Origin of the sequence: Longimicrobium sp., assembly GCF_035474595.1 — a bacterium.
GTDB lineage: Bacteria > Gemmatimonadota > Gemmatimonadetes > Longimicrobiales > Longimicrobiaceae > Longimicrobium.
Map to the genome: position 1 here is coordinate 88078 of NZ_DATIND010000097.1, position 20451 is coordinate 108528.

Sequence of the window (20451 nt, forward strand, 5' to 3'; positions counted from 1 at the left end):
TATAGTTATGGAGACAGAGAGGCCTCTCATCTGGATTGCGAGCTCGAGGAAGAGCTACAGAACATTCCCGCGAGAGGCACTCCAGGAGTTCGGACACGCACTCCACCAGGTCCAGCTTGGCGTGCGGAGTCTTCCGGGCGCCAAGCCGCTTTCTTCGGGTGTGCTGAAGGGCCTGCGAATTTTCGAGCTGACAGGTGACTTCGACGGCGACACGTACCGGGTCGTCTACACGACGAAGCTGGAAGGAGCGATCTACGTGCTCCACGCGTTCAAGAAGAAGTCGGTCAGGGGGATCGCGACCCCGCAGCACGAGATCGAGTTGATCCGGATGCGGTTCGAGACCGCCGTGAGAGTGCACCAGCGGGAGTTCGGCCAAGGCACCGGGAATCAGGGGAGGACACGATGAGCGACGAGCCGGAGTTCGAGTACAGCAGCGGGAACGTATTCGCCGATGGAGGACTTCCGGACGCGGAGGAGGCGCTCGCCCGCTCACGGCTGCTGTATACGATCACGAAAACCATTCGCGAGCGTGGGCTCACCCAGGCGAAAGCTGCAAAGCTCCTGGGCACCACCCAGCCGACGGTCTCGGACATGATGCGCGGCAAGCTCCACCTGTTCTCGCTCGAGCGGCTGATCGCGTTCCTCAAGGCGCTCGGGCACGACGTGGAGATCGTAGTGAAGCCGGCGAGACGCGATCCCGACGAGCCGGTCCGCGCGACGGGCTGACCGGCGCGCAGCAGAGATAGTCGTTGTGACGAAAAAGGGCGGAGTGTTCCGATGCGGAACACCCCGCCCTCACTTTGCTTTCTCCGCCGATCGGCCTAAGCCGTTGCGGGGCAGCGACTAGCGTTCGACATCCGCTCCCGGAGCGGCGATTGCCCTTCCATGGGGTGTGATCAATCCCCTGCGTTACGCCGCCCCGCCCGCCTCAGGGCGCCACGTCGAAGAACTGGAGATGCTCCTTCTCGCGCTCGGCGGTGGTCTTCATCGTCCACTCGCTGTCGAAGAGGATGAGCGGCTTTTCCTTGCTGTCGAACACCAGCGCGCGCCCGTAGCCGCCGCCGGCCACGCGCTCCACCTCCTTCATCGGCCCCTCCACCCAGCGCGCCACGCGGTACGACATGGGCTCCAGCCGCGCCTTCACGCCGTACTCGTGCTCCAGCCGGTGCAGCAGCACGTCGAACTGCAGCCGCCCCACCGCGCCCACGATGGGGGCGGGGCCGGTGATGGACTCGGCGTAGAAGACCTGCGCCGCGCCCTCTTCCGAGAGCTGCTGCAGCCCCACGTCCAGCTGCTTGCGGCGCATGGGGTCGGCCACGTGCACGCGGGCGAAGTGCTCGGGGCTGAAGCGCGGGATCCCGCTGAACTCCAGGTCGCCGTCGGCGGAGAGCGTGTCGCCCACGCGCAGCGTGCCGCGGTCGTGGATGCCGATCACGTCGCCCGGCCACGCCTCTTCGATCAGCGTGCGCTCGCGCGCCATGAACTGCGTGGGCTGCGCCAGCCGCACGGGCTTGCCGAGGCGCACGTGCCTCACCTGCATCCCCGCCTCGAAGCGCCCCGAGCACACCCGCACGAAGGCGATGCGGTCGCGGTGCTTGGGGTCCATGTTCGCCTGGATCTTGAACACGAAGCCGGTGAAGTTCGGCTCCAGCGGCGTAACCGTGCGCGTGCTGGCCTCGCGCGCGGTGGGCGCCGGCGCCAGCTCCAGGAACTGCACCAGGAACGGCTCCACGCCGAAGTTGGTCAGCGCGCTGCCGAAGTACACCGGGCTCACGTCGCCGCGCAGGAACGCCTCCTCGCTGAACTCCGCCCCCGCCAGCTCCAGCAGCGACAGGTCGTCCAGCAGCTTCTCCAGCGCGTTCTCGGGAACGATGTCGTGGATGCGGTCGTCGTCCAGCCGCACCGTGTGCTCCTCGGCGCGGCGCTGGCCGTGGTCCTCGCCGCGCTCGAACAGGTGGATGCGCTCGTCGGCGCGGTCGTACACGCCCAGGAAGCGGTCGCCCGCGTGCACCGGCCAGGTCATGGCGTAGCACTTCATCCCCAGCTCGCGCTCCACGTCGTCCAGCAGCTGGATGGGGTCGGCGCCGGGGCGGTCGCACTTGTTCACGAAGGTCACCACGGGCGTCTTCCGCAGCCGGCACACCTCGAAGAGCTTGCGGGTCTGCTCCTCCACGCCCTTGCGGTTGTCCAGCAGCATCACCGCGCTGTCGGCCGCCATCAGCGTGCGGTAGGTGTCCTCGCTGAAGTCCTGGTGGCCCGGCGTGTCCAGCAGGTTCACCGCGTAGCCGCCGTACTCGAACTGCAGCACCGAGCTGGTCACGGAGATGCCGCGCTCCTGCTCCATCTGCATCCAGTCGGACGTGGCATGCCGCGCCGCGCGGCGCGCCTTCACGCTCCCCGCCAGGTGGATGGCCCCGCCGTAAAGGAGGAGCTTCTCCGTGAGCGTGGTCTTCCCCGCGTCGGGGTGGCTGATAATGGCGAAGGTCCGCCGCCGGCGGACCTCGTCTGCGATCTGGCTCATCGGTCCCATTCAAACGGATCGGCCGCCGCGGCCGCGCGCGCTGCGCGGGTGCGGAGGCCGGGTCGTGCCCTGAATCTAACACTTTCCACGCCGCCACTCAACGTCTCCGGCCGCCCACGCCGGCCCCGTCCGCGCCGGGCACAACGCCCGGCGCGCCACCCGTCACACCCCGAGAGGCTTCCATGATCCGCAGCATCCGTATTTCCCTGGCCGCGCTCGCCGTCGCCGGAACCCTGGTCTCCGGCGGCTGCAGCAGCGGCGGCGGCTCGGGCGGTGGCGGCGGCGGCGTCACCAACCCGCCCGGCGTCATCGAGATCCACGCCACCGCCGGCAACCGCTTCACCCCCAGCACGCTGACCGTGACCAGGGGGACGACGGTGCGGTGGGTGGCCGACGCCAGCTCCGGCCACACCGTCACCCCCGACAACGCGGCGCAGCCCGGCGTGTTCAGCAGCGCCAGCATCGGCTCGGCGGGCGACACCTTCGAGTTCACCTTCAACACCGCGGGCGATTTCAGCTACCACTGCATCCCCCACCAGTCGCTGGGGATGACGGGCGTGGTGCACGTGCAGTGAGCCGTCGGGGGAGATGACGGGGGCTGGTGATCGGGGGTGATCGGTGATCCCGGAAACGCACCGGCTCGACTCTGGCTCGGCGCCCGGCGAATGAATTCGCGGCAACAACTGCCCGAAGTCCGCCTTCGCGGACTGCTGTCCGGCATCTGCCCGTCAGGGATGCCGGGTGGCGTCCCGAGGGCCGGCAAAACGAGATCCCCCCGCGCCTCGCCCGGCGCGGGGGAATCTTCATCTTATCGTACTCTCGTACTTTCGTACTTGGCTCAGTTCCCCCCGCCCGAGGCCACCATCCCCCCGAACTGCGCGGCGGCGACCACGTGGTCGGCAACCGCGCGGCGGAGCGCCTGCATGCGGTTGTTTCCCTCGGTGTCGTAGGTGCGGTTGGCCAGCAGCACCACCCACGTCCCCAGGTCGGGATCGATCCAGATGGAGGTGCCCGTGTAGCCGGTGTGGCCGAACGAGCGGTCGGAGACGCGGTTGCCGAACATGTTCGTCCCCAGGCGCCCCGGCGTGTCCCACCCCAGCGCGCGGGTGCCGGTGCCCGGCTGGCGCTGCGTGAACATGCGGATGGTGGCGCGCTGCAGCACGCGCACGCCGTCCAGCTCGCCGCCGTTGGCCATCATGGCCGCGAAGCGCGCCAGGTCGTGCGCGGTGGAGAACAGCCCCGCGTTCCCCGCGATCCCGCCCAGGCGGCGGGCGATGGGGTCGTGCACGTGCCCGCGGAAGCCGATGCCCATCTCGCGCGAGGTGGGGGCGCAGCGGCCGCACCCCTCGCCCGGCCAGTACGTGGTGGAGCGCATGCGCAGGGGGCCGAACACGCGCCGGTCCAGGAAGTGGTACAGCGGCTCGCCCGCGGCCCGCTCGGCGGCGGCGAAGAGGATCACGAAGCCCAGGTCCGAGTACTCCACCCGCATCCCCGGGCTGGAGCGCAGCGGGGTGCCGAGGACGTAGCGCAGCCCCTGCTCCGGCGTCATCCCGCCGGGCACGTCGATCCCGTCGGGGAGCCCGGAGGTGTGCGTGAGCAGGTGGCGGATGGTCACCCGCTCGCGGCCGCCGCCGGTGAACTCGGGAAGATAGGCGGCCACGGGCTCGTCCAGCCGCATCTTCCCGTCCTCCACCAGCAGCATCACCGCCGTCGTGGTGCCCACGACCTTGGTGAGCGAGGCCAGGTCGTAGACGCTGCGGTCGGGGTCCACCTCGTCGCCCAGCCCGCCGCGGCCCAGCGTGCCGAAGCCGTCTTCCAGCACCACCTTGCTGTTGCGGCCGATGGCCAGCGCCGCGCCCGGGAAGGCGCCGCGCTGCATGTCGTTCCACACCTCTTCCTCGGCGTGGCTCAGCGCCGTGGCGCTCATCCCCACCTCGTTGGCGGGCGTCAGCGCGTGCGACGCGCTGCGGCTGGCCAGGTCCCCCGGGACGGGCGAGCGCGCGGAGTCGGTTCCCGGAAGGGCGTGCAGGGACGCCGCCACCAGGATCATGGAGGAGATGGACATGGGCACACTGCGTGTACTGGATTGGATTACGGCGTGGGGGAATTCCAGTGTAGCATCATGGAGCGATCCCTGTCAACAACCTCGACTTACGAGAACCATGACCGTCCCATGAAGAGGACGAGGTTGCAGGCGTGGCGCGGATGTTAACGCCCCGCCCTTCTGCATTATGCACGCCGGATCAATGTCGTTGTATTGCATCGAGATAAGTGCTTTCCGACGGATCTGCCGGAGGGATTTTCCCGCACTTTGCGAATGTAGCAGAAGCAGTTTGGGGGATGGTGGTGTTCCGGAGATCCGTGCCGCCCGCCGACTCGCGGGCCCTCTCCCTGGCTCGCCCGGCGCGACTCCCGTCGCACCGCCGGGCCGCCCGTCCCTCCCCCAGGCAGTTTTGGGGGAGGGACGGGGCATCCGCGCGGCCTGCACGGTTCGGCTCACCCGGCGGACGCCAGTGTGCCGGTTCTCGCGAGGATGCCGGGGTGGGAGTCCGCGAAGGCGGCGCGAAGGCGGACTTCGGGCTGTTGTTGCCGCGAATTCATTCGCCTTCCCGGCCGAGGCTCGCCTACCGGGCCCCCGACGCCGCGCTCGCGATCTCCTCCAGCTCCGCCCAGCGCGCGTAGAGGGCGTCCACGCGCTCGCTGGCCTCACGGAAGGCGGCGGTGGCGCGGGCGACCTCGTCGGCGGGGCGGGTGTAGAGCGCGGGGTCGGCGAGCTGCGCCTCCAGCTCCTCCCTGCGCTGCTCGGCATCGAGGATCGCCGTCTCCATCCCCTCCAGCTCCTTCTGCTCCTTCCAGCTCAGCTTGCGCGGCTTCGCATCGCCCGACGGTTTGGCCGCTGACGTGGCCGTGGCGGATTTCTTCGGCGCCTGGGCGGCGGCCGCGGCGGCGGCTTCGGCCTCGCGCTGGTCCTTCAGGCGGCGGTAGAGGTCATATCCCCCCGCGTGGCGCCGCAGCTGGCCGTTCCCCTCGAAGACGATGAGCCCCGTCGCCACCTTGTCCAGGAAGTAGCGGTCGTGCGTCACCAGCAGCACGCACCCGCTCCACGTGGCCAGCACCGACTCCAGCACCTGCAGGGTGACCAGGTCCAGGTCGTTGGTCGGCTCGTCCAGGATCAGCAGGTTGGCGTCGGTGAGGAAGAGCTTGGCCAGCAGCAGCCGGTTGCGCTCGCCGCCGCTGAGCGACGACACCTTCTGCCGCTGCTGCCCGGGGGGGAAGAGGAAGGTCTCCAGATAGCTGCGCAGGTGCGTCCGCTCGCCGCCCACCATCACCCAGTCCTGCTCCGCCGCCGCCTCGTAGATGCTCTTCTCCAGGTCCAAATCGGAGCGGCGCTGGTCGAAGTAGGCGATGCGGGTGTTCTTCCCCATCTCCACCTCGCCGCCGTCGGGCGCCTCCTCGCCGGTGATGATGCGCAGCAGCGTGGTCTTTCCCACCCCATTCGGGCCGATGATGCCGATGCGCTCGCCGGCCTGCAGGATGGTGCTGAAGTCGCGGATCAGCGTGCGCCCGCCGTACCCCTTGTTGACGTGGTGGAGGTTGATGACGGTGCGCCCCAGCCGCGGCGCGTCGTTCGCATTGATCTCCACCGCGGTGCGCGTGGGGAGGCGCTTCTCGCGCTGCTCGGCCTGCAGCGCGCCCACGCGGTCCAGCCGCGCCTTGCTCTTGCCGGTGCGCGCGGGCGGCGAGCGGCGCGCCCACTCCAGCTCCTGCTGGATCAGCTTCTTCCGCTTCTCCTCCTCCACCGAGAGGCGCTCCATCCGCTCGGCCTTGGCCTCCAGGTACTCGGTGTAGCCGCCGGGGTAGGGCGTCAGCTCGCCGACCGAGACCTCGATCATCCGCTCGACCACGCGGTCCAGAAAGTAGCGGTCGTGCGTGATGAGCATCACCGCGCCGGGGTACTCCTGCAGGTGCTCCTCCAGCCAGAGCACGGTGTCGGCATCGAGATGGTTGGTCGGCTCGTCCAGCAGCAGGAGCTCGGGCTGCTGCAGGAGGACGCGCGCCAGGGCCACGCGCTTCTGCTCGCCGCCGCTGAGGCCGGCCACCGGGCGCTCCCAGCGCTCCACGCCAAGCTTCGTGAGGATGGCCTCCATGCGGTGCTCGTAGTCCCACCCGCCCAGCGCGTCGATGCGGCCGGCGGCCTTCTCCTGGCGCGCGAGGAGACGGTCCGCGTCGCCCTCGCCGCGCGCGAGCTGCTCGGAGACTGCGTGGTACTCGCCGATGGCCTCCATCAGCTCGGGGCGCCCGGCGGCCGCGGCGGCCAGGATGGTGTCGCCCGGCGCGAACTCGGGCTCCTGCGCCAGGTACCCCACGCGGATGCCGCGCTGGAAGGCGAACGTCCCCGTGTCGGCGCTCTCCGTCCCCGCGACCATGCGGAAGAGGGTCGACTTCCCGGAGCCGTTCACGCCGATGAAACCCACCTTCTCCCCCTCGTCCACGGCGAAGGAAACGCCGTCGAAGATGGTTCGCGGGCCGTAGGACTTGTACAGCTCCTGTACGTTCAGGACGTTCGCCATCGTGTCTCGCCGGGGGTGGATGAAGAGCCGGCGAAGATACACCCGACCGGCGGTGGGGTGCGAGGGGCGGGGGCGGATCGGGATCTCCATCACGATCCCGGACGACCAGATCGTAACTGCGGATATTGTGCGGACCTGCGACGGCGGGGGCGCTGCGCGCCGGGAGCCCTCATCCCCCGGCCCCCTTCTCCCGACGACAGCAGGAGAAGGGGGAGACCTGATCGAGAGGAGAACTCTCCGAGCGCGGAACTGCCGTCGCCGTTCACCTCTCCTGCTGTCGGGAGAGGTCGAAAAATCGCGAAGGGCGAGACGGCAGTTTTGTCTCGCGCTTCGCGATTTTTCGGGTGAGGGCTCCCCGCGCAGCGGGAGATGATGCCGGCGGACTCGCGTCAGAACCGCCGCCGCGCCCGCGTTCCGGCTGCGGTGGCGGGACGATGCCGGAGGGGTTGTGGGGGTGATTACCTTCGGATCGAGGGCCGGTGCGTGGTTCTTGCACGGCCGGTCGCGAACGCCGGAATCCACTCCGGCGGACCCTGCGGGGAAGAACCCGATGCTGCTCTGGATCTTCTTTTTCTTCGTGGCGTTCGGCGCCAAGGTGCTGCTGGCGTTCGCCATGATCTTCCTGATCTTCCCGTCGGACCGCGTGTGCAGCGAGTGCGACGGCGAAACGCTGCCCATCCGCATGGGCGCGGCGGGGCGGATGCTCTCGCACCTGTCGCTGGGGTACGTGCAGCGCCGCTGGTGCCCCCGCTGCGGGTGGGAGGGATTGACCCGCACCGGACGCCTGAACCGCCCCGGCACCTGGACCAGCGAGGTCGAGCAGGAGCCCACCCCGCGCGGCTGATCCGGCGCCCCGCGCACCGGTAGACGCAAACGCCGCAACCGGTTACATTTTCGTCCGCTCCGACCGGCGCGAAACACACGCGCCCACTTCCCCGTAGTCTCCGCCCGCCTGCGGCTTCGCAGACGCGGACACCCTTCTCAGGTCGAAACCCGCCATGACCTCTCGTGCCCTGGGGATGCTTGCGTCCCTCGTGCTCCTGGCCGCGCCGGCCGCCGCGCAGAACGGCTGGCCGGAGTGGAACGGAAACGCCGTGCAGGACCTGGCCGGCGTCATCGGGCCGAAGATGGAGGACAGCATCCGCACGCTGCTGGCGCCCGCGCGCAGCCAGGGGATCGACGTGCGCGTGGTCACCGTCTCGCGCATGAGCCGCTACGACGTGGGCGAGACGGAGATCGAGGGCTTCGCGCGCGGGCTGTTCAACGCCTGGCGCGTGGGCGACCGCCCGCAGAACGACGGCATCCTGCTCGTGGTGGCCACGGGCGACCGCAAGGTGCGCATCCAGCTGGGCGACGGCGCGCTGCGGTACGAGAGCGCGGCGCAACAGGTGATCAGCGACTCCATGATCCCCCACTTCCGCGAGGACAAAATGGTGCGCGGGATCGTGCGCGGCACCGCGGGGATCGCGCAGTGGTTCACGCCCCGGGGGCAGGCCGCCTTCGCGCCGCCGCCCGCACCGGAGCCGGCCTACGCGCCGCAGCCCGCGTACTCGCCCTCCGCCCCATCGTCGGGCGGCGGCGCCGGGGTGCTGTTCGCCGTCCTGGGCGTGGGCGGGCTGTCCGCGGCGGTGGTGGCGATGGGCTCGGCGGCGCGCAACCGCCCGCGCAAGTGCACGCAGTGCGGCACGCAGATGGTGAAGCTGGACGAGGTGGCCGACGACGTGTACCTGGAGTCGGGGCAGAAGACCGAGGAGTTCCTGGGGTCGGTGGACTACGACGTGTGGAAGTGCGGGAAGTGCGGCTCGCACACGCTGGCGCGCTACTCCGCCTGGTTCAGCGGCAAGTCCACCTGCCCGTCGTGCCGCTACGAGACGGTGGAGACGGCGAAGCACGTCCTGCAGTACGCCACGTACGACGACGAGGGGCGCGAGGAGGTGCTGCGCGACTGCCGCCACTGCGGCTTCCACGACCGCAACGTGGTCTGGCTCCCGCGCAAGACGCGCCCGCACCACACCACGTCGAGCTCGTCGTCGTGGTCGTCTTCATCTTCATCCTCATCCTCGTCGTCTTCTTCGTCGGGCGGGGGCGGGGGATACTCGTCGGGCGGCGGGGCGAGCGGGAGCTGGTGAACCTGCAGATCGGGGAGGGAAGCATGCGCGACCATCTGAAGATCCTGGGCTGGCTCTACGTGGTGAGCGGCGGCTTCATGCTGCTGGTCGGCGTCGGCTGCGCCACCGTGTTCGGGATGGCGGGAGCGTTTTCCGGGCGCGGCGAGGACGCGCTGGTGGCGGGCGGAATCGGTGCGCTGGTGCTGGGGATCATGGCCGTGCTCTCCCTCCCGGCCATCGTGCTGGGGTGGGGGCTGCTGGCCTGGAAGCCGTGGTCGCGGGTGCTGGGGATCGTGCTCAGCATCCTCCACCTGTTCAGCTTTCCCCTGGGAACGCTGATCGGCGGCTACGGGCTGTGGGTGCTGCTGAACGAGGAGAGCCGGCAGCTGCTGGAGCGCGGCGACCCGCGGCTGCGGAGCGCGTGGTGAGGAAGCGCGCCGTCGTCGCCACGCTGCTGCTGCCGTGCGCCGTCTGGTGGGCCACGCGGCGCCCGTCCAACGCGCGCGACTGGACGCCGGACAACGCGCGCGTCGCCCGCGCCGAGTTCCGCGGCGACAGCGTGCGCATCCACAACGTGCGCAACGCCGACTACGTGACCGCCAGCCGCTACACGGTGCGCTGGGAGGACCGCGCGTACGACCTGCGCGGGGTGAAGCGCGCCTGGTTCCTGGTGGAGCCGTTCAGCCGCGACTGGCGCGGGCCGGCGCACACGCTGGCCAGCTTCGAGTTCGACGACGGACGCTTCCTGGCCGTGAGCGCCGAGATCCGCAAGGAGAAGGGGGAGACGTTCAGCCCGTGGAAGGGGCTGATGCGGCAGTTCGAGATGACGTACGTGGTGGCCGACGAGCGCGACGTGGTGCGGCTGCGCACCAACTTCCGCCGCGATCCCGTCTACCTCTACCCCATCCGCGCCGACCGGGCGAAGGTGCGGGCGCTGCTGGTGGACATGCTGACGCGGGCCAACGAGCTGGCGGAGCACCCGGAGTGGTACAACACGCTGACCAACACCTGCACCACCAGCATCGTGGAGCACGTGAACCGGGTGGCGCCGCACCGGGTGCCGTTCAGCTTCAAGGTGCTGTTCCCCGGCTACAGCGACCGGCTGGCGTACGACTTGGGGATGATCGACACCGACCTCTCCTTCGAGCAGACCCGCGAGCGCTTCCACGTGAACGCCGCCGCGCTCCGCTGGGGCGACAGCCCCGACTTCTCCCGCCGCATCCGCGCGGGGCTGACGGCGAACTGAAGGGTCTCACGCGAAGACGCGGAGACGCAGGGAACTCAGCGCATGGGCTGCCTTCCCCGCGTCACCGGCGGCGGACGTGCGGTCCGGCTATGGATCCTTCGGCCTGCCGTCTTCTTCGCGGCGGATGCTACAGTGTGGCCGGCCTCAGGATGACGTCTGCGGGGCGCGGTGCTGTCCAGCCGCCGCACTCCCGCACTCCGCACTCCCGCACTCCGCACTCCCGCACTGAAAAACGGAAGGGGTGCGAGAACCTTCCTCGCACCCCTTCGTCCGTCCACGCGTGCTCACCGCCCCACCCAGACGGCTCCGCACGCAGCAATATGGGGATGCATCGCGCGTGCCACAACGGTCATGATCGAGGCGGGCCCGGGGCTCCGGAATGGAGCAGCGGGCCCGCTCTCCATCCAGTCTGCTACGGCACCCAGCGGTCGCCGGGGGCCGCGTCCATCACGTACACCTCCTCGGTGACGACCTCCATCGTCACGTCGGGGGTGTCGTAGCGCGGCGCGGTGCGCACCTGCACGTCGACGTCGGGGTCGTCCGCGCCGTCGCGGCCGCGGAAGCTGTCCAGCGCCTCGCGGCCGCGGCGCACCAGCACCTCGCCGCCGCCGGTGGCCAGCGCGTACCCGGCCGCCGCGGCGACCAGCGCCAGCGCCGTGCGTACCGGGTGGAGCGACGCCGCGGTGTAGGTGCTGTGGTGGAGGACGGGCCCCGGCTGGTCGCCGCGGGTGCGGCCGGTGCGGGCGGGCGGCTCCCACAGCGTGTTCTCCTGCGGGAGGGTGCCGGGCTTCTTCCGCTTCTGCTGGCCGAACATCGACTGGCTCATCGCGTCGGCCACCTTCGGCGCCTTCAGCCCCATCATCGCCATCATCCGCCCGCCGCCGCCCACGGTCACCGAGCGCCGCGGGTGCTGCGCGCAGTGCACGATGGCGCGCGCCACCACGTCCGGCGTGTACACCGGCTGCGGGTGCTGCGCCTCGGCGTCCATGTAGTTGGCCGCGTGGTCGGGGAAGGGGGTGTCGATGGCCCCCGGCTTCACCAGCGTGACGGAGATGGGCGCGCCGTCGTGCTCCAGCTCCACCCGCAGCGCGTCGGTGAAGCCCTTCACCGCGTGCTTGCTGGCGCTGTAGTGCCCCTGCAGCGGCACGAAGGTGTCGCTGACGATGCTGCCCACGTTGATCAGCGCGCCGCCGGTGCCCCGCAGGTAGGGGAGCGCCGCCAGCGAGCCGTTCACCACGCCCCAGTAGTTGGTGTCGAACATCCGCCGGGCGTCGTCGACCGGGGTGTCCTCGATGCGGCCGTAGATGGAGAGGCCGGCGTTGTTCACCCAGGTGTCGATGCGCCCGAAGGCGCGGACGGCCACCTCCGCCAGCTCCAGCATGGCATTCGGGTCCGCCACGTCGCCCGCGTGCCACTCCACCCGCGCGCCGCCCCGCGTGAGCTCCGCGGCGATGCGCGCCAGCTCCGCCTCGTTGCGCGAGCACAGGACCAGCGAGGCGCCGCGCGCCGCGGCCAGCTTCGCGGTGGCCAGCCCGATCCCGCTGTCGGCCCCGGTGATCACCATCACCTGCTCTGCGATCGGTTTCAGCATCGCACCCATCTTCTTTCCTCCCATGCAGTTGGCGTCCATCGGCCCGGAGCCGGGGGACGGCTGCAAGGGGTGGGCCGGAGGAGACGGTGCGAAAGTGCGGGAGTGCGGGAGTGCGGGAGTGCGGGAGTGCGGGAGTGCGGGAGTGCGGGAGTGCGGCGGAAGTGGGAGAGTTGGCAAATCAACCGGTGGATCGGGCCACTTTCGCACTCTCGCACTTTCGCACTTTCACACCGTTCCTCGGCGGCGGCACGGTGATTGAAGCAGGCGCGCCCCCATGGAATACACGGAAGACCAATTCCTCTTCCCGCTGGTGACCGAGCACCGGTCCCGCTGGGAGAAGGCCGGGATGAGCCCGCGCCAGGAGCGCAGCTTCAACCGCGTGTCCACGCTGCTGGTGGCGATGTTCGTCACCGGCTGGCTGTACAGCATCTTCCTGGCGCCGGAGAAGGACCTGCAGCCGGGCGCGCTGCCGGTGGCCACCCTGGCCGGGGCCATCACCCGCACGCCGCTGGCCTCCGACGCGCCGCCCGAAGCCGCCTTCGCCACCGAGCAGATGGTGAGCGCCTTCTCGGCCGACTTCGCGCGCGAGACGGGCGGGGCCAGCGGCGCGGTGAAGGTGCGCGTGCTGAAGCCGGGGGAAACGCTGGACGCGCCGGCGGGCGCCCAGGTGCAGCTGCAGCCCGCCAGCGGCACGCCCGGCGGCGCGGTGCCGGGCGACCAGCCGGGGCAGGCGCCGGGGATCTGGAACGTGGTGCTGAAGATGGCCGACGCCATCCGCCCGGCCAGCGGGGCGGCGGTCATCACCCTGGTGCCGCTGTCGGCCAAGCAGAACGGGCGGATCGGCACCTACAAGGTGGGAAGCTGGCCCTTCGAGCAGGGCGGCGCCCCCAGACCCATCTACGCGCCGCCGCCGGGGCTGGTGAAGGTGACCCCCGAGAACATGAACCTGTGGGTGAGCGAGCACGTGCAGCTGAAGGACTTCGTGACCAAGGGGCAGAACGACGTGTGGCCCAAGTACGTGGCCATGCAGCCGCGCGAGCTGGACAAGGTGGAATTGACACTGCAGGAGCTGGAGCGCGACGGGCACCCGGTGAAGAACATCTTCGTGGTCAGCGGCTTCCGCACCCCCAGCTACAACGAGAGCGGGGGCGACCCCAGCGGCCGCGCCGCGCTCAGCCGCCACATGTACGGCGACGCCATGGACATCGCGGTGGACAACGACAACGACGGCTTCATGGACGACCTGAACGGCGACGGGCGGGTGAACGTGGAGGACGCGCGGGTGATCGGGCGGGCGGCGGAGCGGGTGGAGAAGGCGCACCCGGAGCTGGTGGGAGGGATCGGGATCTACACGCCCACCGGCGCGCACCACGGGTTCGTGCACATCGACACGCGGGGATACCGCGCCCGCTGGGGCGCGTGGTGAGGGCTGCGGGTTCCTTTCAGGGACGGGGGGAGGCGACGATGGCGGAGGCGAGGAGCGCGCGGACCGAGGCGGAGCGGCGGCTGGAGGAGCGGGCCGAGGAGCACCTGCCGCCGGAGATGGACGTCCGCGACGAGGACCTGGAGCCGCACGAGGGGCTGCGCTACATCGCGCGGCTGTTCAAGATCCTGGCGATCCTGCTGATCCTGCTGCTGATCGGCGAGGCCATCCTGGGGCTGGTGAACCGCGGCAACGAGGCCATCCCCACGCTGCTGGTGGAGGCCACGCGCATCATCGTGTTCGCCGGGCTGCTGTGGGCCGCGGGCGACATGGCGCTGATGCTGATCGAGAGCAACCACGACCTGCGCGCCACGCGCATCCTGGTGGGCCGGCTGAACGGAAAGGTCAGCCGCCTGGAGGCGAAGTATCTGCCGAAGGAAGGCGGCGCTTCCGGTGATGCGCGCTCCGGCGCGCGGGCGGGCGGTTCGCTCGGGCCCGGCGGACGCGCGGGCGGTCTGGGCGAGCCCGCCGAGCGGCCGCCGTCGCACCGCGAAGACCTGTAGAACTGCGATCTCACGTAAAGAACAGAGCAATAGAGACGGAGAGGACGTGAACGATTCTCTCCGTCTGCGTTGCTCTGTTTCTCTGCGTGAAATTCGTTTTCTGTCTTCCGTCAGAACGCGTTGCCGCGCTGCGCGTCCAGGTCGCCGCGGCACTGCGCGAAGTTCGTGAACTCGTAGGTGAGAAGCACGGACCCCAGGCCCGGCTCCGAGGCGGCGCTGGCGTCGATCTCCACGTACTGCAGGTTCGGCGGCAGCGCGTCGCCGTCCGCGGTGCTCCAGGTCGTCCGGTAGGTGCGGTCGCGCTGCCGCAGCGACATCATCCAGTCGCGGTCGCCCGACCACGGGCTCCCTTCCTTCAGGTCGTCGATCTGGTTGCCGTCCCCGTACTTGCCGGCCAGCAGGCTCTCCAGCCGGTCGAAGCTCGCGCGGAGCGCCTCGCCGGATTCCGGGGTTTCGATGATGCGTCCCATGCCGACCACCTTGCAGAGCCCCTGGTGCGGCGAAACCACGATCATGTACTCGCGGAACTCCGGTTGCGCCGCCGGGGCACCGTCGATGAGGTACACGCCCGGCGTGCGCCGGGCCTCGGGGTGGAAGCGGGCCAGGTCGGCCAGCGTCATCCCCATCCGCAGGCCGAAGGGCGTGGCGGGCGGCTGCTGCGACTGGGCGAGCGCGGGCGCGGCGTACAGGCACGCGGCGGCCAACGCCGCGAGGAGCTTGCGATTCATCGGCTGTGTTTGTCGGGGAGTCGGAGCGGAAAAGACGGGGATGGGAACGGATGATTCCAAATAGAGCCGCCGCGGCGCGTGGCTGCAAGACCGAAAGCGCGGACCCGGGTGAAATGGAACGGAGGTACGGAGAGCTCGCCGCGGGGTGAGTTCTCCGTGCCTCCATTCCTTTGTGTCTCCGTGTGAAATCCTTCCCGCCCAGTCTACGCCAGCACGCCGCGGAAGCGCGCCGGGCTCGCGTCGAAGCCGGGGAACACGCGGTCCAGGTGCGTGGCGCCCAGGTGCTTCCCGGCGACCTCGGCGAAGACGTCGCGGAAGTCGGTGGTCACCTTCAGGTCGCGGCCTTCGTGCAGCTGCTCGGGCGCCAGCCCCGGCCAGTCGCCCAGCACGCGGCCTCCGCGGACGTCGCCGCCGAGGACGAACATGCAGTTGGCGTGGCCGTGGTCGGTGCCGCCGGTGCCGTTCTCGGCCACGGTGCGCCCGAACTCGCTCATGGTCAGGATCACCACGTCGCGCATGCGCTCGCCCAGGTCGTCGTGCAGCGCGCGGATCCCCTGCGCCAGCTCGCCCAGCCGCCGCGCGAGCTGCCCGTCCGGCCCGCCCTGCGCCACGTGCGTGTCCCATCCCCCCAGGTCCGCGAAGGCCACCTCCACGCCCGCCCCCGCCTTCACCAGCTGCGCGATCTGCCGCAGCGAGCGCCCGAAGTCCGTCGCCGGGTAGCGGATGCCGGCCGCGGGCTCGTAGCGCGCGGGGTCGATGCGCTTCAGCAGCTCGGCCGCCTCCAGCCCCTCGCCCGCGGCGCCGCTGACCACGTCGCCGTGCTCGTTGCCGTACATCCGCGCGAAGGTGCCGGAGAGCGACGCATCACGCCCGCCCGCCACGCCGAAGCGGTCCAGGTCGGCGATGGCCAGCGCGGGCGCGGCGCCGCGGAGCGAAAGGGGGAGCTCGGCACCCATCGCCACGCCGCGGAGCGCGGCCTGACCGGCCACGTGGTCGGCGGCGTGGGCACGCGGATCGGCCAGGGTGCGGCCCGCGCACTCGCCGCACTCCGTCTCGCGCAGCACGCGGTTCAGCCACCCGTCGGCCGCGCGCCGGTCGGGCGAGGCGGTCTCCATGATGTCCTGCGCCTCGAAGTGCGAGCGCGAGGGGTTGGGCGAGCCCGCGGCGTGGACGATGGCCAGCTCGCGGCGGCGGTAGAGGTCGAGCAGCGGCTCCAGCGAGGGGTGCAGCCCGAAGTGCCCGTCCAGGTCCAGCGCCCCGCGCGCGCCGCGCTTCGCGGGGTCGGGGATGGCGATGGAGCGCCGGGCCGCGTAGTACGCCGGGTCGCCGAAGGGCACCACCATGCTCAGCCCGTCGGCCGCGCCGCGCTGGAAGATGCAGATCAGCGTCTTCTTGCGCGCCGACGCGCGCGACTCGGCCAGGAGCGAGCGCGCCAGGAACTCGGGGGGCGTGGCCATCGCCAGCAGCGCCATGGCGCCGCCCTTCAGGAACACGCGCCGGTTGATCGGGTCGGTCATCTTCTTACAACTCCTTCTGATCGCACGTTCGGGCCGCGGTGCGTTTCCTCTGCGCCCGCGCCGCCCTCTCCCCGCGCCTTGGAGCGCTCGCCCTCTCCCGTTCCGGGCGAGGGGGGCTGTCCAGCATCGGCGCGGCCTGCAAACTCTGACGACGCCAATAGCTCCACGTGCCGGTGATGCCGGAAAGCTACCTCTCCCGGTACGGGAGAGGTGGACGGCCTAAGCCGGCCGGAGAGGGCGCGATGCGTGATGCGCGCGCCCCGGCCCGACCACGCTTCATCCTCCCGTCCCCCTACCGCCGCTGGAAGTCCGGCGAGCCGAGCAGCAGCCCCAGCGCCCGTGCCGCGCGCTGGCGCTCGTCCAGCTGCGCCTGCTGCCGCACGTCCTCGGCGATGGTGCGGACGAGGCGCGGGTCGGCGGCTCCCGGCATCACCATCCGCGCGAGGGCGGCGATCCGGGCGTCCGCATCGCGCGTTGCGAGGGCGAGCGCGAACCGCTGTTCGTCCAGTCGCACGCCGTCGACGCGGCCGGCGGCGAGCGCGAGGGCGAAGTTCATGCGGCCCAGCATCGCCCCGCTGTTCGTCCACTCGGCCGAGGTGTTGGGGTAGCCGGTGGGCGGCGTGGCGGCGTACGGCATCTGCCCCATCTGCCGCAGCGCCTGCAGCAGCCCGCGCGACGGCGAGACGTCCGCACCCGTCGCCCGCAGCGCGCCCGCGACGAACTCCAGCGGCGACTTCACCTTGGCGTCGCGCCAGCGCGGGTCGTTGAACTCGGGGGAAAGGAAGAGCGCGCGCGTCACCTCGCGCAGATCGCCGTCGGTGCGGGTGAAGACGGCGGCCAGGTGGTCGACCAGCGACGGCGGCGGGTCGTCGGCCACGAAGCGCTGCGCCAGCTGCAGGGCGATGTGCCGCGCGGTCGCCGGATGGCGGGCGAGGAGGTCGAGCACCGCCTCGCCGTCCTCGATGCCGCGCCCGGCGGGGAGGCGGTGCCCGAGCACCGTCTTCTCCCCCGGATCGTGCATCGCGGGGCGGAAGACGAAGGCGGGCTCCGCGCCGGCCGCGCGCCGGCCGCCGCGCTGGATGGTCCACCCGGTAAGCGCGCGGGCGACCTCGATCACGTCGTGCTGCGTGTAGCCGCCGTCCACGCCCAGCGTGTGCAGCTCCATCAGCTCGCGCGCGTAGTTCTCGTTGATCCCCCGCGCCCGCCGCCGCCCGGCCCCCGAGTCGCCGCCGGCCAGCATCCGCTCGCCCACGGCCGGATCCACGCCGCGGCGGCGGTACACCTCGGCGCGCTGCGCGGGCGTCATCGCCAGCAGGCGGCGGCGCGCGGCGTCGATCTGGCCGGCGTTCGGGTTCACCGAGTCCGGCACCATGCTCTGCGCGTTGTCGAGGTAGACGAGCATGGCCGGATGCTTCGCCGAGGCCTCCAGCAGGTCGCGGAACTTCCCGAACACGTGGGGACGGATCGCCTCGCGCTCGTACGCGGTCACGAGGTAGCGGTCCTGGTTCTTCCCGAAGAAGACATTGAAGTGGTTGAACCAGAAGTCGGTCATCACCTCTTCCAGCTGCCGTTCGCTGTAGACGGCGCGCTGGAGCCGGGCCCCCGCCGCGTCGACAAGAATGGCCTGCGGCCCGCGCGGTCGTGCCTGCCGCCGCCCCGCGGCGAACCCGGCGCCGTCCGCCCGCATCGCCATCGCCGCGGTGTCCCCGGCGGCGGCGCGGCGGCGGGCGCGGGGCCGGGCGCTGGTGGATTCATCCGCGCCGCCGCGATTCATCACCATTCCCGAATCTCCTCGCATTTCCTCACGGGCGCGGCGGGCGGAGTCGCGCTGGGCGCGCTGGGCGGGATTCGCCTTCGGGCGGGGATACGCGGCCAGCAGCTCGCCGGGCGACATCGCGGCGGCGGGGAAGGCGGCGAGGCGCCGCTGGAGCGCGGAGTCGTCGATGCGCTCGGGATGGAGCTGCCGGTCGAGCCATGCCTCGCGGCCCATCCGCAGCACCTCGGCCACGTCCCGCGGCCGCGCGCCGAAGGTGGCGCGCTGGAGAAGGTGCACCGCCCGCGCGCTGTCCTCGCGCGTGGGCGGTGCGTCCGCCGGGCGGCGCGCCAGCACCGGCCGCAGCATCGCCGCGCGACCCATCATCGGCTCGGCAACAGCGTCGTGCGGCGCGGCGAAGGCGCGGATCGCCTGCGCGGGGACGAGGCCCGCGAGCAGGAGCGCGCCCGCGAGAATGCCGCCGGTCGCGGCGGCGCGCCGTGCGGGCGAGGGAAGATGGTTCGGCTTGAGATCAGTCATGCTTGTGCCGCGGTGATGCGGAAACGCGAGCGGCGCCGGGATCGCATTCGGCGCCACGAGAGGCAGTACAGCGGAGCGGGAGATGGCGTTGGGGGATGCGACGATACTCAGCGCAATGAGACGTTCGGCGCGGTCGGGCGAGTGCTCCACCGCCCGAGCGCCGCTATCGAAGTTACCCCCTCCCGTTATCGGGCCCGTTATCGGGAGGGGGTACGCGGCCCCAGCCGCGGGGGAGGCCTCCCCCAGGCTTCCGCACCCGGACCGCCGCCCGCATATTGTCTCCCCGGCGCGGATCCCCTGATCCCGCTGAAGTTTCGACGTGCTAAATACTTAGCGGTAAGAACGCCGTCCCGTCGCACGTTCCACTCCGGAATCCTCCCGGGCCGTACGTCGCGGGAACCATCCCGCACCCGGCGCGGGTACGAACCCGAGGAAACCCACCCCTCGCGGAGCTCACCGCATGCGAATCCATCGTCTTCTCCCCACCGCTCTCCTCCTCGTTGCCGCCGCTCCGCTGGGCGCGCAGGGGATCATCGTTCCCGAATGCCGCGACTGCCGCACGCCGTGGGTGCCGCCCGAGGGGCGCATCGGGCTGCCGGTAGAGTCGGTGAACATCGACACGCGCATCGAGGGGCAGGTGGCCACCACGCACGTGACGCAGGTCTTCCGCAACGAGACCCAGGCCACGCTCGAGGGCACCTACCTCTTCCCCATTCCGCGCGGCGCCAGCATCACCGACTTCGCCATCTGGGACGGCGACCGGCGGCTGGCCGGCGAGGTGCGTCCGCGCGAGGAGGCGCGCCGCATCTACGACGGCATCGTGCGGCGCCGCCGCGACCCCGGGCTGCTGGAGTACGCCGGCGAGGAGCTGTTCCAGGCCAGCATCTTCCCCATCAACCCGCGGTCGACCAAGAAGCTGGAGCTCACCTACACGCAGGTGCTGGGCGCCGAGGGTGGCACCGTGGGCTACCGCTACCCGCTGGGCGTGGGCCGCAACGCCAGCCCGGTGGAGCGGGTGACGGGGACGGTGGAGATCCGCGCGCAGCAGCCCATGCGCACCGTGTATTCGCCCAGCCACGCGGTGGACGTGCGCCGGAGCGACGAGGACCGCCGCGTGCGCGTGAGCTTCGAGAGCGGGCGGCAGGCCGAGCGGCGCGACTTCCAGCTCTTCTGGACGCCGTCGCCCAGCGAGATCGGGATGTCGCTGTTCACCTACCGCGAGCCGGGGAAGGACGGCTACTACCTTCTCCTCATCTCCCCCCCCACCACCGTCCACGCGCAGGAGTACGCGGCCAAGGACGTGGTGTTCGTGCTGGACATCTCCGGCTCGATGAGCGACGAGGGGAAGATCGACAAGGCCCGGCGCGCGCTGGAGTACGGCATCCGCGGGCTGAACGCGGGCGACCGCTACAACGTGGTGGCCTTCTCCGGCGACACGCGTCTGATGGAGAATGGGCTGGTGGCCGCCACCGAGGCGGGGCGGCGGCGCGGCGTGGACTTCGTGAGCCACCTGCAGCCCGCGGGGGGAACGAACATCAACGACGCGCTGGTCGAGGCGATGAGGCAGTTCCCGCGCGAGACCACCCGCCCGCGCATGGTCGTGTTCCTGACCGACGGGCTGCCGACGGTGGGCGACACGGCGGTGCAGAAGATCCTGGACAACACGCGCCAGGCGCGGAGCAGCGGGGTGCGGCTCTTCACCTTCGGCGTGGGCTACGACGTGAACACGCGGCTGCTGGACCGGGTGGCCGCCGAGAACGGCGGCACGGCGGATTACGTGGACCCGCGCGAGGACCTGGAGCAGAAGGTGTCGCTCTTCTTCGACAAGGTGAACCACCCCGTGCTCTCCAACGTGCGCGTGGACATGGGCACGGTGCGCACCGACCTCAC

General features: G+C 70.9%; 17 protein-coding genes. 10 read left to right on the forward strand and 7 right to left on the reverse strand.

What is annotated here, in order from left to right; translation table 11 throughout:
* Positions 1-7 precede the first annotated feature (7 nt).
* Together VLK66_RS17995 and VLK66_RS18000 are read left to right on the forward strand one after the other, a co-directional pair.
* Complete coding sequence (locus VLK66_RS17995) at positions 8-406, forward strand: type II toxin-antitoxin system RelE/ParE family toxin (protein WP_325310843.1); 399 nt, start codon at positions 8-10, stop codon at positions 404-406.
* On the forward strand, positions 403-726 hold the full coding sequence (locus VLK66_RS18000; protein WP_325310844.1) for a helix-turn-helix transcriptional regulator: 324 nt from the start codon (positions 403-405) through the stop codon (positions 724-726). Before VLK66_RS17995 ends, VLK66_RS18000 begins: the two co-directional genes overlap by 4 nt.
* A 202-nt stretch (positions 727-928) precedes the next feature.
* Here the strand turns inward: VLK66_RS18000 and VLK66_RS18005 are convergent, their stop codons facing one another.
* Positions 929-2521 (reverse strand): peptide chain release factor 3, encoded by a 1593-nt coding sequence (locus VLK66_RS18005; RefSeq protein ID WP_325310845.1) that lies wholly within the window; start codon positions 2519-2521, stop codon positions 929-931.
* A gap of 182 nt (positions 2522-2703) precedes the next feature.
* Here VLK66_RS18005 and VLK66_RS18010 point away from each other — a divergent pair, with 182 nt between their 5' ends.
* Positions 2704-3096, forward strand: coding sequence for a cupredoxin domain-containing protein (locus VLK66_RS18010; RefSeq protein WP_325310846.1), 393 nt, complete (start codon positions 2704-2706; stop codon positions 3094-3096).
* A 263-nt stretch (positions 3097-3359) separates the two neighbouring features.
* Here the strand turns inward: VLK66_RS18010 and VLK66_RS18015 are convergent, their stop codons facing one another.
* Positions 3360-4586 carry a serine hydrolase domain-containing protein gene (locus tag VLK66_RS18015; RefSeq protein WP_325310847.1) on the reverse strand — a complete coding sequence of 409 codons (1227 nt, stop codon included), beginning with the start codon at positions 4584-4586 and terminating at the stop codon, positions 3360-3362.
* A 559-nt stretch (positions 4587-5145) separates the two neighbouring features.
* Positions 5146-7092, reverse strand: a complete 1947-nt coding sequence (abc-f, locus tag VLK66_RS18020) for a ribosomal protection-like ABC-F family protein (protein WP_325310848.1) — start codon at positions 7090-7092, stop codon at positions 5146-5148.
* Between the two features lie 550 nt (positions 7093-7642).
* On the opposite strand from abc-f, the gene VLK66_RS18025 reads away from it, so the two are divergent.
* From VLK66_RS18025 to VLK66_RS18040, 4 genes are all read left to right on the forward strand, one after another.
* The gene (locus VLK66_RS18025; protein ID WP_325310849.1) at positions 7643-7936 is read left to right on the forward strand and encodes a hypothetical protein; all 294 of its coding nucleotides are present in this window, start codon (positions 7643-7645) and stop codon (positions 7934-7936) included.
* Positions 7937-8090: 154 nt separating this feature from the next.
* Positions 8091-9221: a TPM domain-containing protein gene (locus VLK66_RS18030; RefSeq protein ID WP_325310850.1), complete on the forward strand. Its 1131-nt coding sequence runs from the start codon at positions 8091-8093 to the stop codon at positions 9219-9221.
* A 23-nt stretch (positions 9222-9244) separates the two neighbouring features.
* On the forward strand, positions 9245-9628 hold the full coding sequence (locus tag VLK66_RS18035; RefSeq protein ID WP_325310851.1) for a hypothetical protein: 384 nt from the start codon (positions 9245-9247) through the stop codon (positions 9626-9628).
* On the forward strand, positions 9625-10446 hold the full coding sequence (locus VLK66_RS18040) for a DUF4105 domain-containing protein (RefSeq protein WP_325310852.1): 822 nt from the start codon (positions 9625-9627) through the stop codon (positions 10444-10446). Before VLK66_RS18035 ends, VLK66_RS18040 begins: the two co-directional genes overlap by 4 nt.
* Positions 10447-10858: 412 nt before the next feature.
* On the opposite strand, the gene VLK66_RS18045 is transcribed toward VLK66_RS18040, so the two are convergent.
* Entirely contained in the window at positions 10859-12037 is a 1179-nt protein-coding gene (locus tag VLK66_RS18045; protein ID WP_325310853.1) for an SDR family oxidoreductase, read from the reverse strand.
* 274 nt (positions 12038-12311) lie between these two features.
* Between VLK66_RS18045 and VLK66_RS18050 the strand changes: the two genes are divergently transcribed.
* Both VLK66_RS18050 and VLK66_RS18055 read left to right on the forward strand, forming a co-directional pair.
* Entirely contained in the window at positions 12312-13463 is a 1152-nt protein-coding gene (locus VLK66_RS18050) for a YcbK family protein (protein ID WP_325310854.1), read from the forward strand.
* 38 nt (positions 13464-13501) lie between these two features.
* Positions 13502-14023 carry a hypothetical protein gene (locus tag VLK66_RS18055; RefSeq protein ID WP_325310855.1) on the forward strand — a complete coding sequence of 174 codons (522 nt, stop codon included), beginning with the start codon at positions 13502-13504 and terminating at the stop codon, positions 14021-14023.
* A 110-nt stretch (positions 14024-14133) separates the two neighbouring features.
* On the opposite strand, the gene VLK66_RS18060 is transcribed toward VLK66_RS18055, so the two are convergent.
* The 3 genes from VLK66_RS18060 to VLK66_RS18070 form a co-directional block, all read right to left on the reverse strand.
* The gene (locus VLK66_RS18060) at positions 14134-14751 is read right to left on the reverse strand and encodes a hypothetical protein (RefSeq protein WP_325310856.1); all 618 of its coding nucleotides are present in this window, start codon (positions 14749-14751) and stop codon (positions 14134-14136) included.
* Between the two features lie 203 nt (positions 14752-14954).
* A complete protein-coding gene (locus VLK66_RS18065) occupies positions 14955-16268 on the reverse strand; it encodes a DUF1501 domain-containing protein (RefSeq protein WP_325310857.1) in 1314 nt (437 codons plus the stop codon).
* A 292-nt stretch (positions 16269-16560) separates the two neighbouring features.
* A complete protein-coding gene (locus VLK66_RS18070; RefSeq protein WP_325310858.1) occupies positions 16561-18561 on the reverse strand; it encodes a DUF1800 domain-containing protein in 2001 nt (666 codons plus the stop codon).
* 460 nt (positions 18562-19021) lie between these two features.
* Between VLK66_RS18070 and VLK66_RS18075 the strand changes: the two genes are divergently transcribed.
* Positions 19022-20451 (forward strand): VIT and VWA domain-containing protein (locus tag VLK66_RS18075; protein ID WP_325310859.1); only part of this gene is annotated, 1430 nt, incomplete at its 3' end.

Bases quoted from the DNA above. Each gene is read 5' to 3' on its own strand.
- VLK66_RS18050 (WP_325310854.1), top strand. From the start codon at position 12,312: ATGGAATACACGGAAGACCAATTCCTCTTCCCGCTGGTGACCGAGCAC.
- VLK66_RS18015 (WP_325310847.1), bottom strand. From the start codon at position 4,586: ATGTCCATCTCCTCCATGATCCTGGTGGCGGCGTCCCTGCACGCCCTT.
- VLK66_RS18070 (WP_325310858.1), bottom strand. From the start codon at position 18,561: ATGACTGATCTCAAGCCGAACCATCTTCCCTCGCCCGCACGGCGCGCC.
- VLK66_RS18035 (WP_325310851.1), top strand. From the start codon at position 9,245: ATGCGCGACCATCTGAAGATCCTGGGCTGGCTCTACGTGGTGAGCGGC.
- VLK66_RS18010 (WP_325310846.1), top strand. From the start codon at position 2,704: ATGATCCGCAGCATCCGTATTTCCCTGGCCGCGCTCGCCGTCGCCGGA.
- VLK66_RS18055 (WP_325310855.1), top strand. From the start codon at position 13,502: ATGGCGGAGGCGAGGAGCGCGCGGACCGAGGCGGAGCGGCGGCTGGAG.
- VLK66_RS18045 (WP_325310853.1), bottom strand. From the start codon at position 12,037: ATGCTGAAACCGATCGCAGAGCAGGTGATGGTGATCACCGGGGCCGAC.
- abc-f (WP_325310848.1), bottom strand. From the start codon at position 7,092: ATGGCGAACGTCCTGAACGTACAGGAGCTGTACAAGTCCTACGGCCCG.
- VLK66_RS18065 (WP_325310857.1), bottom strand. From the start codon at position 16,268: ATGACCGACCCGATCAACCGGCGCGTGTTCCTGAAGGGCGGCGCCATG.
- VLK66_RS18000 (WP_325310844.1), top strand. From the start codon at position 403: ATGAGCGACGAGCCGGAGTTCGAGTACAGCAGCGGGAACGTATTCGCC.
- VLK66_RS18060 (WP_325310856.1), bottom strand. From the start codon at position 14,751: ATGAATCGCAAGCTCCTCGCGGCGTTGGCCGCCGCGTGCCTGTACGCC.
- VLK66_RS17995 (WP_325310843.1), top strand. From the start codon at position 8: ATGGAGACAGAGAGGCCTCTCATCTGGATTGCGAGCTCGAGGAAGAGC.
- VLK66_RS18005 (WP_325310845.1), bottom strand. From the start codon at position 2,521: ATGAGCCAGATCGCAGACGAGGTCCGCCGGCGGCGGACCTTCGCCATT.
- VLK66_RS18025 (WP_325310849.1), top strand. From the start codon at position 7,643: ATGCTGCTCTGGATCTTCTTTTTCTTCGTGGCGTTCGGCGCCAAGGTG.
- VLK66_RS18030 (WP_325310850.1), top strand. From the start codon at position 8,091: ATGACCTCTCGTGCCCTGGGGATGCTTGCGTCCCTCGTGCTCCTGGCC.